Source organism: Marinobacterium sp. xm-d-530, assembly GCF_013283365.1.
Classification (GTDB): domain Bacteria; phylum Pseudomonadota; class Gammaproteobacteria; order Pseudomonadales; family Balneatricaceae; genus Marinobacterium_E.
This window is the reverse complement of sequence record NZ_WBYM01000002.1, coordinates 51,063-67,525: the sequence shown is the minus strand read 5'-3', so window position 1 is coordinate 67,525 and position 16,463 is coordinate 51,063. Positions and strand designations below refer to the sequence as shown.

Sequence of the window (16,463 nt, the reverse complement as noted above, 5' to 3'; positions counted from 1 at the left end):
GGTTAGTCCTTTAGAAGCGTCTCTTTGGCCGAGTTAATGCGAGAGGCAAGCCAATCACTGCCACCGCGATCAGGGTGGGCTTTTTGCATCAATCGCTTATGCGCAGCAAGGATCTCCTCTTTTGATGCTCCCTCTTTAAGACCCAATATTTCATAGGCCTCCTGTTTGCTTGGGTTTCCGGAGGGTTTAGGGCTGTTCTTTTGTTGCTGGCGTCGAGCCCTTAGAAAAGGGAGTAGGCGCAGCAACCAGGGAAACGCACTTTTAACAAAGGGAAGTAGGCCGGCAATCAGAGCGCCTAGCCAGTGCATCCTGCCGGTAATGGCTAAAAAGAGCATCACCAGCGCTAGGGTGATGAGTCCGGCTTGAAGCCAAGCTCTGCGTCGATGCTCTTTGGGTTTAGATCTCACCCAGCCGAGTATCAGCAGAATCAGTATAACGACAGCAATAAAAGAGATTGGATTCACAAGGTCTTGTCTCTGTACTTATATTGGGTTTGAAGGTTTGGCATGAATGCTTGGTCCGAAAGAGTATAGCTGACGTAACCTGAAAAGTAGATTTAAGGAAGCCATATGAAAGTAACTATCGAGCAGCTCAATCGTGAGCGTCCGGTTATATCTGAATTGAGATTGAAGTCCTTTGAATGTGAACACTATCTGGTTCAATTAACGACTGAGACTGGGCAATCAACCCTAGTTGACGACACTGGGCGCCCTCAGGTGTTTCGATCTCAGCTAGCGGCCAAGATTCCGTTCAAAGGATTAAGGGTTGAAAGGGCGGTGCTAGAGCATCAATCCTATTATGACGAAATGATTGGGTTGCAGGGCGACAAGGTTGAACCTCTGCTGGTTGATATCAGCCTTCCTGATAATGATTACTCATAAAAAAAACGGCACCCGAGGGTGCCGTTTTAGTATCAACTCTGGATTAGCTAATCGCTTTAAGGATTTGATCCAAACGCTCTTTAGCATCACCGAATAGCATGCGTGTGTTCTCTTTGTAGAAGAGTGGGTTATCGACACCCGCATAACCAGTACCCATAGAACGTTTCATGACAATGGTCTGTTTACCGTTCCAAGGCTCAAGTACAGGCATACCTGCGATAGGGCTGTCTGGTACTTCCTGTGCTGCAGGGTTGACGATGTCGTTGGCACCGATAACGATAGATACGTCAACGTTAGGGAAGTCTTCGTTGATCTCTTCCATCTCGTAAACGATGTCATAAGGTACTTTCGCTTCAGCAAGCAGTACGTTCATGTGACCAGGCATACGACCCGCTACAGGGTGAATACCAAAGCGAACGTTGATGCCTTTGTCGCGAAGTTTCTTAGTGATCTCGAATACGGTGTGTTGAGCCTGAGCAACCGCCATACCGTAACCTGGTAGGATCATGACCTCTTTAGCGTTAAGAAGCATGTCTGCCGCTTCATCCGATTCAACCGAGCGAATGTCTTCAGCATTACCCGCAGGGCCTGCTGGACCACCGCTTGAAGCTTTCTGACCAATACCACCAAAGATTACGTTTAGGAACTTGCGGTTCATCGCCTTACACATGATGTAAGAGAGGATAGCACCACTTGAACCGACTAGAGCACCGACGACGATGAGTAGATCGTTACCTAGCATGAAGCCCATCGCTGCAGCAGCCCAACCTGAGTAGCTGTTCAGCATTGAGACTACAACAGGCATATCAGCACCACCGATCGCTGCCACCATGTGCACACCAAATACCAGTGCGATGATGGTCATAACCGTCAATTCAAAGACACCGCCAGTTGCCGCTGTATCCATGTACTGAATCATGAAGTATAAAGCGATCACACCGAGTGCAATGTTGAATAGGTGACGACCTGGTAGTTGAAGAGGGCGTCCGCCAATCTTCCCGCTTAGTTTCAAGTAAGCCATGACGGAACCAGAGAAGGTCATCGCACCGATCAGAATGCCAAGGTAGGTTTCAACGGCGTGAATCGACTGAGCAACACCGGTGAGTGGTGCATGCTCTAGAGCATTCGCCCAACCCACAAATACGGCTGCTAGGCCCACAAGGCTGTGAAGAATCGCCACTAGCTCAGGCATAGAGGTCATTTCTACACGTTGCGCCAGAATGTAGCCAATGATACCACCGACAACAATACCACCGACCAGAAGTCCGTAGTTGTTAGAGACTAGGCCAACGATGGTAACACCGACAGCAATCGCCATACCCAGCATGCCATAGAAGTTACCGCGACGTGCAGACTCCTGATGCGCAAGACCGCCTAGTGCCATGATAAACAGGGCGCTGGCTGCAATGTAGGAAGCTGTAATAATTCCTGAAGTCATCGATTATCTCCTTACTTCCTAAACATGCGAAGCATGCGTTGTGTTACGGCGAAACCGCCCACAATGTTGATGCTGGTAATGAACACAGCCAATCCGGCAAGCGCCATCACCACTGGATTGTCACTTGAGATCTGAATTAAAGCGCCAATCACAATAATGGAACTGATTGCGTTGGTGACAGACATCAATGGTGTGTGCAGTGAGTGCGATACGCCCCAGATAACCATGTATCCGATAAAACATGACAATACGAATACGGTTAGGTGGCCAATGAACTCAGGTGGAGCAACAGAACCCAATCCAAATAGAGCGCCACCGGCGATCAGTAGAGGGATCAGGAACGCAAGTGGGTGAGCCGGTTTTTCAACCTCTGGCTCAAGCTCTTGCTTCGCTTTAAGGCCGACGTCCTCTTTAGGTGCAAGCGAGATACGAGGCGCTGGTGGTGGCCAAGTGATGTTGCCCTCTTTGACAACCGTCGCACCACGAATCACCTCGTCTTCCATGTTGATGTCGATTTCGCCGTTTTTCTCTGGGCAAAGTTCAGTCAACAGGTTCAACATGTTAGTTGCATAGAGCTGAGAGGATTGCGCTGCAAGACGGCTCGGTAGGTTGGTGTAGCCGATGATAGTGACATCGTGCTTCTTAACCACTTCGTTAGCGACGGTAAGTTTACAGTTACCACCCGCTTCCGCTGCAAGGTCAACAATGACAGAGCCAGGCTTCATGTTAGCGACCATACGCTCAGTGATCAGCTCAGGTGCCTCTTTGCCAGGGATCAGTGCGGTAGTGATAATGATATCCACTTCTGCAGCCTGAGCCGCGAATAGATCCATCTCTGCTTTGATGAACTCAGGGCTCATGGTCTTAGCGTAACCGCCAGAACCGCTGCCATCTTCGTCATCTTCGAAATCGAGCATCAGGAATTCAGCATCCATCGACTCAACTTGCTCTTTAACCTCAGGGCGAGTATCAAATGCACGAACAATGGCACCCATGCCTTTCGCAGCACCGATAGCGGCAAGACCGGCAACACCGGCACCGATAACCAGTACTTTAGCTGGGTTGATTCGACCTGCTGCGGTGATCTGACCAGTGAAGAAGCGACCGAAATGCTGCGCTGCTTCAACAACAGCACGGTAACCCGCGATGTTAGCCATTGAAGATAGGGCGTCCATCTTCTGTGCACGTGAAATACGTGGTACAGAGTCCATAGCCAGTGCATTGATACCATGATCAGCCATCTCTTTGAGCATCTCAGGGTTCATCGCTGGGTATAGGAAGCTGATGATGGTTTGATCCTTCTTCATCAACTCTACGCCATTGAAACCAAGTTCAGGGTGGGCTTTAGGTGGGCGAACCTTCAGGATAATGTCTGAATTACCCCATAGCTCTTTAGGATCTTTAATGATCTCTACACCAGCTTTCTCATACTCTTCGTCCGCATAGCTAGCATCTGCGCCAGCGCCGCTTTCCATCGAGATGTCGAAACCCAGCTTTTGCATTTTAACTGCAACGTCTGGAGTGAGGGCGACGCGTTTTTCGCCTTCTTCGTTCTCGCGGGGTACACCGATTCTCATCGATTTCACCTCTCTTATAGTATCCACCCGAGGATGGCTGTTGATAACCCTGGCTCAGCATAGAAGCTAAGCCTATATAATATGGCCATTCCATAACTAAATAGAATTAACCTAAAACTAATCTTTATAATCTACTACGAAAGTTATTAATAACCAAACTGAATTAACTTATACGGATTATTAAAATTTTTCAGGATGCTTAAGATTTAGCTTAATTCTCTTCTTATTGGGATGTAATTTAATCAACAAGAGGTAATAAAAAAGGAGCCGAAGCTCCTTTTTAAAAAGACGCACTGTTCGAAAACAGGGCTTACATGATGCGCATTCCTGGCTGAGCGCCGGCATGGGGTTCTAATATCCAAAGATCCTTACCGCCAGGTCCAGCCGCTAGTACCATCCCCTCGGACATTCCAAACTTCATCTTACGCGGTGCAAGGTTAGCGACCATAACGGTCAGTTTGCCTTCCAAATCTTCTGGAGCATAGGCCGATTTGATACCTGCAAAGACATTGCGTGTCTCATCGCCTAGATCAAGCGTCAATCGAAGGAGTTTGTCAGCACCTTCAACATGCTCAGCTTTAGCGATGCGAGCGACACGAAGATCGACTTTGGCAAAGTCTGGAAACTCGATGGTCTCAGCAATGGGCTCTTTACTAGGCTCAGCCTTTTTAACAGGCGCAGCGGCTTGTAGATTCTGTTTTGAATCTTCGATGACCGCCTCGATCTTTTCAGGCTCTACACGCTGCATAAGCGGCTTAAACTTGTTGATCTTATGGTCCAGTAGAGGTGTTTGAATCTCATCCCAAGCAAAGCTTTCAATATTAAGGAAGCCTTTAGCTTGTTCAGATACCTCTGGAAGAACTGGAGTTAAGTAGCTGATGATCACTCGGAATAGGTTAATACCCATGGTACAGCAGGCTTGAACCTCTGCCTCTTTACCTTCCTGCTTAGCCAATACCCATGGCTCAGCTGCATCAATATACTGGTTGGCTTTATCGGCTAATGCCATGATTTCGCGCATCGCTTTGGCGTACTCGCGCTTTTCATAAGCATTTGCAATCGATTCACCAGCGGTAATCGCTTCGTTATAGAGCTCTGGTTCAGCCAACGTGCTATCCAGTTGGCCATCAAATTTCTTAGTGATAAATCCTGCACAACGGCTCGCAATGTTGATGACTTTGTTCACTAGATCGGCGTTAACACGAAGACGGAAGTCCTCTAAGCTTAAGTCGATGTCATCAATACCTGAGCCCAGTTTCGCTGCAAAGTAGTAGCGTAGATACTCTGGACGTAGGTGTTTCAGGTAGGTCTCGGCCATAATAAAGGTGCCACGAGACTTAGACATCTTCTGTCCATCGACCGTTAGGAAACCATGGCAGAACACGCCTGTCGGTGTTCTAAATCCAGCACCATGCAGTTCAGCAGGCCAGAATAGGGTGTGGAAGTAGGCGATGTCTTTACCGATGAAGTGGTAGAGTTCAGCGCTGCTATCTTCTGACCAGTACTCATCGAAATCGACACCATTTTTATCCGCCCAATTTTTAAAGCTCGCCATGTAGCCGATTGGAGCGTCCAACCAAACGTAGAAATATTTTCCAGGGGCGTCAGGAATCTCAAAACCCCAGTAGGGCGCATCACGTGAGATATCCCACTGTTGAAGACCAGATTCGAACCACTCATTCAACTTGTGTTTCATCTGATCTTGAACGTGCGTGTCGACCCAGCCTTTTAGGAATGATTCGAAATCTTCAAGCTTAAAGAAGTAGTGTTCAGACTCTTTCTCGATCGGTTTTGCACCTGATACAGCAGAGTAGGCATTTTTCAGTTCAGTCGGGGCATAGGTTGCACCACACTTTTCACACGAGTCGCCGTACTGATCTTCCGCACCACATTTTGGACAGTCACCTTTGATGAAACGATCCGGAAGGAACATCTCCTTTTCAGGGTCGTACGCTTGTGTGATGGTACGACGAGCAATGTGACCTTTATCTCGTAGACGCGTGTAGATCAGTTCAGCAAACTGCTTATTCTCTTCCGAGTGCGTCGAGTAGTAGTTATCGAAGTTGACCAAAAAACCTGAGAAGTCACGCTGGTGCTCTGCACTGACTTTGTCGATCAACGCTTGAGGTGAGATACCCATCTGATCCGCTTTCAGCATGATCGGTGTACCGTGAGCATCATCTGCACAGACGTATGTACATTGATGGCCGCGCTGCTTTTGGAAGCGAACCCAAATATCGGTTTGGATATATTCAACTAGGTGGCCTAGGTGAATAGGTCCATTAGCGTAAGGCAGGGCACTGGTAACAAGAATCTTGCGATTAGAATCAGTCATCTAGGTTAATCACTATCTACTACGAAAAAATTGAGCGTCGATTTTACGCGTTTACTTCGATTGATTAAAGGTCTCAGGTTTGGTCACTACTCAATGCACTGTTACACTGCGCCCCAATTACTTTTTTTAGACGTTTAAAGGCACCCATTGCATGTCATCTTTACCGGTTATTGATCCTGCCCTCTACGAACAGCAACTTGCTGAAAAAGCAGAAACAATGCAGCAGTTATTCTCAGGGTTTGATCTTCCCGAGCTCGAGCTGTTTCGCTCCCCACCAGAGAACTACCGTATGCGAGCAGAGTTTCGTGTTTGGCATGATGGCGATGAGATCAACTACGTTATGTTTGAACCGGGTGACAAGCGCAAGCCGGTAAAACTGAGTGCCTGCAAAATGGTCGATACGCGCATCGAATCGATGATGTTCAATTTCCTTGATCGTTTAAAGGGTGACGTTGAGCTGCGTAAACGTCTATTTCAAATAGATTTCCTAGCGACCTTAAAAGGGGAGCTACTGGTTAGCATGCTCTACCACCGCGCGATCGGAGAGGAGTGGATTGAGGCGGCGAAACCCCTTCGTGAAGAGTTTGGCATTGATATTGTAGGCCGTTCACGTAAGAACAAGATTGTATTGGATCGTGATTTCGTCATTGAAACGATTCAGATCAATGGTCAGCCCTTCACCTACAAACAGACCGAAAACAGCTTCACCCAGCCCAACGCTAAGGTGTGTGAACAGATGATCGAGTGGGCGTTGGATGCAACTCAAGATGCTAGAGGCGACCTGGTGGAGTTCTACTGTGGTAACGGTAACTTCAGTCTGCCGCTAGCGCAGAACTTCGATCGAGTTGTAGGTACTGAGATCTCTAAAGAGTCGGTACGCAGTGCGCAGTACAACATTGAGGTGAATGGTGTTGAGAACGTCTCTATTTTGCGCCTCTCTTCAGAAGAGTTTACTGAGGTACTTCAAGGCACTCGTACTTCTCGAAGAACCGAAGGGTTGGATCTGACTAGCTTTGATTTTCAAACCGTACTGGTTGATCCGCCTCGTGCAGGTTTAGATGCAGAGACCGTTAAGCAAGTGCAGACCTACCCGGCGATTGTCTATATCTCCTGTAACCCTGAAACCTTAAAAGAGAATTTAGAGATACTGTCTCAGACTCACGACGTGCAGCGTTTTGCTCTGTTTGATCAGTTTCCATACACCCATCATGTCGAATGTGGCGTATACCTCACTAAGAAGGTCTAGTTTATCGATCCTCTTTTTGAAATAATCCTACTAAATTACTTGGTTATTATGTTTGGGTGGTACCGTGTCTCAGAAACTTGAAAATCTTGCGGGTGTTAAAAAAATTGTCGCGATCTCCTCTGGTAAAGGCGGAGTGGGTAAGTCGACGGTCACAGCTAACCTGGCAGCGGCTCTTTCGGCACAGGGTCTTCGTATCGGCGTGTTGGATGCTGATATTTACGGTCCTAGTCAGGCGATGATGTTTGGTGTACCTGCAGGTACTCGCCCTAAAACAGCTGAAGAGAAGTACTTTATTCCTGTCGTCGCGCACGGCATTCAGACTATGTCGATCAGTTATCTGATCGATGAAGATACACCTATGGTGTGGCGCGGCCCTATGGTCAGTAGTGCGCTTCAGCAGCTGTTGATGCAGACACAATGGGATGATTTGGATCTTCTGCTGATCGATATGCCGCCTGGTACAGGTGACATTCAATTGACGCTGTCGCAAAAGGTACCGGTCGATGGTGCCATCGTCGTAACCACGCCTCAGGATATTGCGCTGCTTGATGCCAAGAAGGGCATTGAGATGTTCCGTAAGGTCGATATTCCAGTGCTAGGCATCATTGAAAACATGAGCGTTCACGTCTGTTCAAACTGCGGTCATGTTGACCCCATTTTTGGGGAAGGTGGCGGTGATAAGATGGCAGAGCAGTATCAAACCAAGCTCTTGGGTCAGTTACCTTTGGCAATGCCGATTCGCGTGCAGGCCGACTCTGGTACACCCATCGTTCTTGCTGAGCCTGAATCTGAGTATGCCAACCTCTATCAAAGGGTTGCTGCTGTCGTCAGTGAAGTGCTTGCCAATCACACACAGGCAGAGGCGCCTTTCATCAACATCATGGATGATTGATGTGTAAAGAAAAGGCTCTATTTCCGGAGCCTTTTTTGCTATTATTTCGCGGTTTTCTTTTTAGGTGATAAGTAATGGGTATCAAAGCCGATAAGTGGATCCGTCGCATGGCGGAACAGCAACAGATGATTGATCCGTTTGAGCCGGGTCAGGTTCGTGAAGTTAATGGTGAAAAGATCGTCTCATACGGTACGTCTAGCTACGGCTACGATGTTCGTTGTGCTGACGAGTTTAAAATCTTCACCAACATCAACTCATCGGTTGTCGACCCTAAAGACTTCAACAGCGAGAGCTTTGTTAATGTGAAGTCGGATGTCTGTATCATCCCGCCAAACTCCTTTGCACTGGCTCGCACTGTTGAATACTTCAAGATCCCCCGTGATGTGCTAACAATCTGCTTGGGTAAAAGTACCTACGCACGTTGTGGCATCATTGTGAACGTCACACCGCTCGAACCAGAGTGGGAAGGTCACGTGACACTTGAGTTCTCTAATACCACGCCGCTGCCTGCTAAGATCTATGCTAACGAGGGTGTAGCTCAGATGCTCTTTATTGGCGGTGATGAAGTGTGTGAAGTCTCCTACGGTGATCGTGGTGGTAAATACCAGGGTCAAACGGGTGTGACCTTACCACGCACTTAATATGCAAGAACAAGTCGATAGTATTAAAGCCTTTTGGGATGATCTTGCGATTACCCTAGATGCCCTTCAACACGCCACGCTCGAGCAGCTCGCTGAGCAAGGTGAGCGTGTGCTTATGGATTACAGACCGACACTGAAAGAGATCGACTCTAACCTGACGTTCCATTTTGAGCGTAATCAAGAGGATGGTCCTGTTCAGTTGGTCTTTGGTTGTGATGGCTACCCGGAGTCGATTCACAGTGTGTTAACACTGGTCGGTGCTGCGCCCAAGCTTAATGGCTTCCAGGTACGCGCCTTCAATGAGCGTCATGACCCTGTGCCACGCACCGTCGATCTGGGCGGAGAGCTCTGTGAGATCAACGACTACTGGTATTCACTGCGCACCATCAATGGCAAGTTAGAGCTCGCCATCTACATGGAAGATGCACCGACCGTGCTCGATATGGATCCGCGAGTTGAGGCAGTCATGATTCTACTGGATGCGCTGATTGGTGAGTACGAGATCATGGTCCGAATTTGGGCCTTGGATTGGTATGAACTTCCAGCCTGCCCACGTGATTTTGGACTATCGCCGCTATCCCAGCTCAGATCTGAATTTGATCAGATTAAATCTGACATTAAACCCATTGGTATCAATCTGCACTGATATGAGTGACAAGCTGACCGAACTGCTTGATGACCTTCGCGAAGCCTATCTCAAAGAGATGGAGGCTAACGGCCACAGCTACCCTTTTAAAACGGCTCACCAGCTAGCTCATAGGCGTTTAGCCTTACCGGCTGACGAGTTAGTAGAGCTCATTCTATCAGCGCCACGCCTGTTGGCTTCACGTGCCGGTGATCTGATCGAGAGTGAAGAGGAGGGTGCAAACCCGACCATCGGAGCGATCATCAGTGCCAATCTTGTGGCGGCGGGTATGGATGGTCTAATGATGGTTGCGACCAAGCGCGACTGGTTAGAGCGTGATGAGCATGGCGATCTGTTGGTTGATGCGCATGAACTGGATCTCTGCAAACCCGTTTTAGGTGTCGATTACACAAAAACACCTAAAGAGTTTGTTCCGCAAACTGGACGAAGTCAGCTCTCTGATCTGTTCGCGGCGGCTGAAACAGCCTTCGAAAGTGCGCTGAGCAGTGAGACAATGGATGCCTATCAGCTCAGTCTTAAAATTGCGTCGGACTATGCTGTTTTTGCTCCAGATGATTTGGCACCACTGTTGGCCGAAAACCCTTTAATGTTAGGGTTACGAAACGATGGATTGGTGGATCCCGAGATGTTCAATCAAGATCCACCTGCTGGCATGATTCTTAGTGCACACCTGACTGAGATGATGGTCGCTCAAATGGTGGATCATGCCATTGAAAAGGGCGCCATCGGAATGGATTCAGAAGGTCAGCCTCTATTTGTCGATGATGAAGAGCCACCGACACTGCATTAACAAGGTTGGGCTAGACTGGTAGTTTTCGGCTGAGCAGCGCCGCTGCTAAAACCATAATCGCAGATCCAACAAGGCAGGCCACTAGCCCACCAACGCCCAATCCAGCCCACTGAAACAGTGCACCCGATAGCAGGGTACCGATCAAGCGCCCCATCGCATTAGCCATGTAATAGAACCCCACATCTAACGAGACACCGTCTGCTTTGGCATAGCTAACAATTAGATAGCTGTGAACGGCTGAGTTGAGGGCAAAGATCAGTGCAAACAGCGCCAAACCCACCATTATGACCCAGGTGGGCTCGACCTCTGCGAAGAGTAGAGCGGCAATCGCGGTTGGCACTAGGGTTAACAGGGCTGCTAACGTGACGGCTCGGTCACGACTGGGTGGGTGCTCTCTGTTATTAAGCAGTTTTGGCGATGACGCTTGAATAATGCCGTAGCCAATAATCCACATCGCCATAAACGCCCCAGTTGCCTCTTCGCCCCAGTTAAGGGTCTCAGCAAGAAAGACGGGTAGTGCAATCACAAACCAGATATCTCGGGCACCGAATAGAAAGAATCGGGCTGCTGAGAGTCTATTAACGGAGTCACTTTTAGAGAATATCTCTCTGAATTTAGGTTTGTAGCTCGCTTTGCCCAACTCCTTTTTTAGAAGCAGTAGAGAGCTGATCCAGACAATCAGTAAGACCGCGGCCATCGCGGTAACCGCCCCTTGAAACCCTAGCCAGACCAGCAGGGCACCTCCCATAAAGAAGCCCACACCTTTTAGCGTGTTTTTCGATCCTGTAAGCAGTGCGACCCACTTAAATAGAGAACTTTCGGCGTTTTCAGGAACCAGTTGCTTGATGGCACTTTTCGCACTCATTTTATTTAGGTCTTTAGCAATGCCGGAAAGCGCTTGGGCGACCATCACCCAGGGTATGGTTAGATAGGCTGAAGGTACTGCCAGCATGGCTAGCGCGCCAATCTGTAGGGCGAGCCCAATGTTCATGGTCCTATTAAGACCAATACGAGCTCCGAGCCAACCACCGACTAGATTGGTGACGACCCCAAAGAGTTCGTAGAAGAGGAATAGAAATGCGATCTGAAGAGGAGAGTAACCGAGTTGGTGGAAATAGAGCACCACCAACATACGAAGGGCGCCATCCGTGAGGGTGAACGCCCAGTAATTACCCGTAATTAGCAGGTACTGACGGGCAGCACCATTCATACACTTAACCTTCTAGCCAGCTATCAAGAGACTCAATGTCTGCAGGACTTAGTGTACCTAGAGTAGATTTCATTTCTGTGACAAGCGCGATGTGATCGATACGCGCTTCTGCGTAGTCTGTTTTAGCAGCGTAGAGAGCGGTCTCAGCGTTGAGCACATCCACGATGTTACGTGTACCGACTTCAAACCCTTGAGAGGTTGCCTCTAGTGCTTTTTCACGAGATTCCAGTGCGACTTTGCGAGCCTCAACGGTTTTGACGCTCGCTTCGATGTCACGCAGTAGTTTACGGGTATCGGCTTTAACCGTTTTAACTTCACCTTCGTAAGCGAATAGTGCTTCTGTGTGTTTGTAGGCGTACTTGTCTTGGTTCGCAGTGGTCGCAAAGCCAGAGAAAATAGGAATTGTTAACGTTAAAGCAGTCGACCCGTTGCCGTTTCTTTCATAGGCTTTTTCACCACTCAGAGCACTATGAGAAAGTTCTATTGTTGGATAGTGAGCAGAGGCATAGGCTTCTGCTTTGTAACCGGCTGAAATTTCAGACAACTTCTTCAGACGAAGGGCAATATTACCCGCTAACGCTTTCTCTACCCACTCAGATTCTGACCCTTCAGTAATGCCCTCGATAGGGTAATTAGCTTGAATCTTTTTAAGATCTACGCCACTAACGCCCGTCATTTTTTCTAGCGAATCGAGAGCGCTCTCAACACCACTTTGTGCTGTAAATAGGGATGCGCGCGCATCATCGTAAGAGGCACGAGCCTCTAGCACATCAGTAATCGCAATCAAGCCCACTTCGAACTGTGCGTTGACCTGATCTAGACGGCGTTTCAATGCTCGCTCCTGCGCTTCAGCAACCTCTAAACCGTTTTTGGCTTTAAGAGCACCAAGGTAGGTCGAGACAAGGCGGAACATCAAGCCCTGATCAGCAGCCTCTATAGAGAGTTGCGTGATCTCGGGTATTTGTTTTGCTGCTTTGTAACCGTACCAAGCACTCATATTAAAGAGGTCTTGTGATATGGATAGAGCTAGACCGTTTGTTGTCGTACCGGATGGTTCTGATTTAGTAGAAGTGCCAACTATAGCGGCTGATGGATATAGCTCAGCCAGCGCTATGTCGTAATCGGTATTGGTCGCTAGAGCCAATGCTCGACTCTCTTGATAAGAGGCGTCATTTTTAAGGGCGCTGTTGTAAAGATCGGTCAAAACACCAGCCTGTGTTGACGCTGAAATCAGAGTGGCAATCGAAATCGCAAGTGACTGCTTTGCAAAGCGAGCGTTCATAAAAGATCCTGTCAAATTCGTTTAATAGTCAATGAAGGCTATATTAGCAACTTCTAAATTAATAACAAAGGTCTGTACATAAAAAAACCGGATACGAGATCCGGTTTAGTATAGTTCAGTTAGACCTGATTAGGCGAGTGCTTTCGCGATTCGCTCAATCGCATCGGCCAGTATCTCTTTGCTAGTTGCAAAGGAGAGGCGCATATTGCTCGGCGCGCCGAATGCAGAACCAGGTACCAGTGCGACACCGGCTTCCTGAAGTAGGTATTCAGCCAGTTCAATATCATCGTTGATGTCTGAACGTGCATCGATGACACCTTGGAAGCTTGGGAATGCGTAGAAAGTGCCATCGGCAGGGATGCACTCAACACCCTCGATTTTGTTCAGTTCTGAAACGACAAATTCATGGCGCTCTTTGAAAGCAACAACCATCTCAGCAACACAACCCTGATCGCCTTCCAGTGCAGCACGGGCCGCTTCCTGTGCAATCGAACAAGGGTTAGATGTCGATTGCGACTGCACCTTTTTCATTGCACCGATAAGTTTAGCGGGACCTGCGGCATAACCGATACGCCAGCCAGTCATTGAGTAGGCCTTAGAGACACCGTTTAATACGATGGTGCGATCGTAAAGCTCTGGTGCTGCATTAAGAATGTTCACAAAAGGTTGGTCATTAAAACGAATGTGCTCATACATATCATCCGTCGCAATCAGAACCTCTGGGTACTCTTTCAGTACGTCAGCTAGTGCTTTCAGCTCATCAAGCGTGTAAGCAACGCCTGTTGGGTTTGAAGGGCTGTTAATAACAACAAGACGAGTTTTGTCCGTTAGAGCCGCTTTTAACTGCTCAGCAGTCATTTTAAAACGCTGTTCCTGAGTCGTTGGAACAATGACCGGCACACCGTCAGAGACCAGAACCATATCAGGGTAAGAGACCCAGTAGGGTGCTGGGATAACCACTTCATCACCTTCATTGATCAGTGCCAGTGATAGGTTGAAAAAGCTCTGTTTACCGCCTGATGAGACTAGAATCTGGTTTGGCTCGTAAGAGAGACCGTTGTCTTTTGAGAACTTCTCAATAATCGCTTTTTTAAGCGCTGGTGTACCATCGACAGCGGTGTATTTGGTCATACCCTTGTTAATGGCTGCAATAGCAGCGGCTTTGATGTGTTCAGGAGTATCAAAGTCAGGTTCACCTGCACCTAGGCCAATAATGTTTTGACCAGCAGCACGAAGCTCAGCAGCACGGTTAGTGACAGCCAGAGTAGGTGACGGCTTAATGTTGTTGACGCGGTTAGAGAGTCGAACGTCCAATCGAAATATCCTCAAAAAACGAAATGTTCGTGTGGCTTTTATAAAGCGTTGCACATTATATAGGAGTTTGAGTTCCGTTATAATCCCCTGAAACCCTTATAACTCCGCGTTTTTTAATATTTTAGGTCTGATGAATGAAAACTCCGTTTAAAGTCTCATCCAAATTTGAACCTGCAGGGGATCAGCCAACGGCGATTGCTGGCCTAGTGGATGGTTTGGAGTCCGGTCTTGCGTCGCAGACTCTATTGGGTGTGACCGGTTCGGGTAAGACCTTTACCGTTGCCAACGTCATTGCTGAAGTTCAACGACCTACGATCATATTGGCGCACAACAAAACCCTAGCGGCCCAGCTATACGGTGAATTTAAGGAGTTTTTTCCAAATAATTCGGTAGAGTATTTTGTCTCCTACTACGACTACTACCAACCTGAGGCCTATGTTCCATCGTCGGACACCTTCATCGAGAAAGATGCGTCGGTTAACGATCACATTGAGCAGATGCGACTCTCTGCAACCAAGGCTCTGTTAGAGCGAGACGATGCCATCATCGTGGCCACCGTCTCAGCCATTTACGGATTGGGTGACCCTAAATCCTACTTGGCGATGATGCTCCATTTGGACCGGGGCGATCGAATTGATCAGCGCGGGTTACTGCGTCGACTGGCGGAGCTCCAATACACACGAAACGATATTGATTTGCACCGTGGTACCTATCGCGTCCGAGGGGATGTGATCGATATCTACCCAGCAGAATCGGATCGTGATGCGCTTCGCATTGAACTGTTTGACGATGAGATTGAGGAGCTCGCCTGGTTTGATCCGTTAACCGGTGAAGTATTGCGTCGCGTGCCGCGTGCAACGGTCTACCCTAAAACCCACTATGTTACTCCGCGCGAGACACTGCTTGAGGCGGTCGAGCATATCAAAGAGGAGTTGCGAGAGAGGCTCAAGCAGCTTCGCGACAACAACAAGTTGGTGGAGGCGCAGCGGTTAGAGCAACGCACGCTCTATGATATTGAGATGATCCTCGAGCTAGGTTACTGCTCAGGTATTGAAAACTACTCGCGTTACCTGTCAGGGAAGCCTGCCGGTGCACCGCCTCCGACCCTGTTCGAGTACCTTCCAGATAATGCGTTGTTGGTGATCGATGAGTCTCATGTCACCGTTCCGCAGTTGGGTGCTATGTATCGTGGTGACCGTTCACGAAAAGAGACGCTGGTTGAGTACGGTTTCCGTTTACCCTCAGCGCTGGATAACCGACCGCTTAAGTTTGAAGAGTGGGAGCATCTAGCGCCCCAAATGATTTTTGTCTCTGCCACGCCCAGCAAATATGAAGCGGCTAATGCTCAAGCGATTGTTGAGCAGGTGGTTAGACCAACGGGCTTGGTCGATCCAGTGGTTGAAGTGAGGCCGGCTCAAACGCAGGTCGATGACTTGCTTGGGGAGGTACGGAAAACTGTCGCTAAAGGTGAGCGAGTTATTGTAACTGTGCTGACTAAGCGGATGGCCGAGGATTTAACAGAGTATTTAGCGGAACATGATGTCAAAGTGCGCTACCTGCACTCTGATATCGATACCGTAGAGCGTGTCGAGATCATACGAGATCTGCGAATAGGGGAGTTTGATGTCTTGGTCGGTATCAACCTGCTGCGTGAGGGTATCGACATGCCGGAGGTCTCTCTAGTGACGATTCTTGATGCCGATAAAGAGGGCTTCTTACGATCGGATACCTCTATGATTCAGACCATTGGGCGGGCCGCGCGTAATGTAAATGGTCGTGCGATTCTCTATGCCGACCGAATTACCGGATCTATGCAGCGCGCGATGGATGAAACCGCACGCCGTCGTGAAAAGCAGATCGCTTTCAATGAAGAGCACGGCATTACGCCAAAAGGCATTCAGAAGTCCGTTGCTGACATCATGGAAGGGGCAACCATTCCTGGTAAGAAGGTGGGTAAACAGTCAGCTCGTAAAGCGGCTGAACCAACGCCAGAGTACCAACTCTCTGCCAAAGCGATGTCGCCTAAAGAGCTCTCTAAAGCGTTGTCGACATTGGAAGATAAAATGTATGAAGCCGCTAAGAACTTGGAGTTTGAGAAGGCGGCTCAGTTGCGCGATCAGCTAGAGCAGTTGAAGCACTCGGCAATCGATACCGGACAAGACTAGCCTCTATATTTTTGGAGCGATCTGTTGGATCGGCATTATCTGTTGG

At 48.5% G+C, this 16,463-nt stretch carries 14 protein-coding genes; 7 read left to right on the top strand and 7 right to left on the bottom strand.

Annotated elements, in window-relative coordinates:
• Positions 1–2: 2 nt before the first annotated feature.
• Entirely contained in the window at positions 3–464 is a 462-nt protein-coding gene (locus XMD530_RS03635) for a DnaJ domain-containing protein (protein ID WP_173480870.1), read from the bottom strand.
• 105 nt (positions 465–569) lie between these two features.
• On the opposite strand from XMD530_RS03635, the gene XMD530_RS03630 reads away from it, so the two are divergent.
• The gene (locus tag XMD530_RS03630; RefSeq protein ID WP_173480871.1) at positions 570–881 is read left to right on the top strand and encodes a DUF6482 family protein; all 312 of its coding nucleotides are present in this window, start codon (positions 570–572) and stop codon (positions 879–881) included.
• 43 nt (positions 882–924) lie between these two features.
• Here XMD530_RS03630 and XMD530_RS03625 read toward each other — a convergent pair whose 3' ends face one another.
• The 3 genes from XMD530_RS03625 to metG form a co-directional block, all read right to left on the bottom strand.
• Positions 925–2,319: an NAD(P)(+) transhydrogenase (Re/Si-specific) subunit beta gene (locus tag XMD530_RS03625; RefSeq protein ID WP_173480872.1), complete on the bottom strand. Its 1,395-nt coding sequence runs from the start codon at positions 2,317–2,319 to the stop codon at positions 925–927.
• 11 nt (positions 2,320–2,330) lie between these two features.
• Positions 2,331–3,896, bottom strand: a complete 1,566-nt coding sequence (locus tag XMD530_RS03620) for a Re/Si-specific NAD(P)(+) transhydrogenase subunit alpha (protein WP_173480873.1) — start codon at positions 3,894–3,896, stop codon at positions 2,331–2,333.
• A 310-nt stretch (positions 3,897–4,206) separates the two neighbouring features.
• Positions 4,207–6,231, bottom strand: coding sequence for a methionine--tRNA ligase (metG, locus tag XMD530_RS03615; RefSeq protein ID WP_173498064.1), 2,025 nt, complete (start codon positions 6,229–6,231; stop codon positions 4,207–4,209).
• 151 nt (positions 6,232–6,382) lie between these two features.
• Between metG and trmA the strand changes: the two genes are divergently transcribed.
• From trmA to XMD530_RS03590, 5 genes are all read left to right on the top strand, one after another.
• The gene (trmA, locus tag XMD530_RS03610) at positions 6,383–7,477 is read left to right on the top strand and encodes a tRNA (uridine(54)-C5)-methyltransferase TrmA (RefSeq protein WP_173506748.1); all 1,095 of its coding nucleotides are present in this window, start codon (positions 6,383–6,385) and stop codon (positions 7,475–7,477) included.
• Positions 7,478–7,541: 64 nt separating this feature from the next.
• On the top strand, positions 7,542–8,369 hold the full coding sequence (apbC, locus tag XMD530_RS03605; protein WP_371731691.1) for an iron-sulfur cluster carrier protein ApbC: 828 nt from the start codon (positions 7,542–7,544) through the stop codon (positions 8,367–8,369).
• Positions 8,370–8,443: 74 nt separating this feature from the next.
• Complete coding sequence (dcd, locus tag XMD530_RS03600; RefSeq protein WP_173480876.1) at positions 8,444–9,010, top strand: dCTP deaminase; 567 nt, start codon at positions 8,444–8,446, stop codon at positions 9,008–9,010.
• 1 nt (position 9,011) lies between these two features.
• Positions 9,012–9,656: a hypothetical protein gene (locus tag XMD530_RS03595; protein ID WP_173480877.1), complete on the top strand. Its 645-nt coding sequence runs from the start codon at positions 9,012–9,014 to the stop codon at positions 9,654–9,656.
• Between the two features lies 1 nt (position 9,657).
• Entirely contained in the window at positions 9,658–10,446 is a 789-nt protein-coding gene (locus tag XMD530_RS03590; RefSeq protein WP_173488897.1) for a hypothetical protein, read from the top strand.
• Between the two features lie 10 nt (positions 10,447–10,456).
• Here the strand turns inward: XMD530_RS03590 and arsJ are convergent, their stop codons facing one another.
• From arsJ to XMD530_RS03575, 3 genes are all read right to left on the bottom strand, one after another.
• On the bottom strand, positions 10,457–11,656 hold the full coding sequence (arsJ, locus tag XMD530_RS03585; protein ID WP_173506747.1) for an organoarsenical effux MFS transporter ArsJ: 1,200 nt from the start codon (positions 11,654–11,656) through the stop codon (positions 10,457–10,459).
• A gap of 4 nt (positions 11,657–11,660) precedes the next feature.
• Positions 11,661–12,938 (bottom strand): TolC family outer membrane protein, encoded by a 1,278-nt coding sequence (locus XMD530_RS03580; RefSeq protein ID WP_173506746.1) that lies wholly within the window; start codon positions 12,936–12,938, stop codon positions 11,661–11,663.
• A gap of 129 nt (positions 12,939–13,067) precedes the next feature.
• Positions 13,068–14,252 (bottom strand): pyridoxal phosphate-dependent aminotransferase, encoded by a 1,185-nt coding sequence (locus XMD530_RS03575; protein ID WP_173506745.1) that lies wholly within the window; start codon positions 14,250–14,252, stop codon positions 13,068–13,070.
• A 134-nt stretch (positions 14,253–14,386) separates the two neighbouring features.
• Here XMD530_RS03575 and uvrB point away from each other — a divergent pair, with 134 nt between their 5' ends.
• A complete protein-coding gene (gene uvrB, locus XMD530_RS03570; protein WP_173482455.1) occupies positions 14,387–16,417 on the top strand; it encodes an excinuclease ABC subunit UvrB in 2,031 nt (676 codons plus the stop codon).
• Positions 16,418–16,463 lie beyond the last annotated feature (46 nt).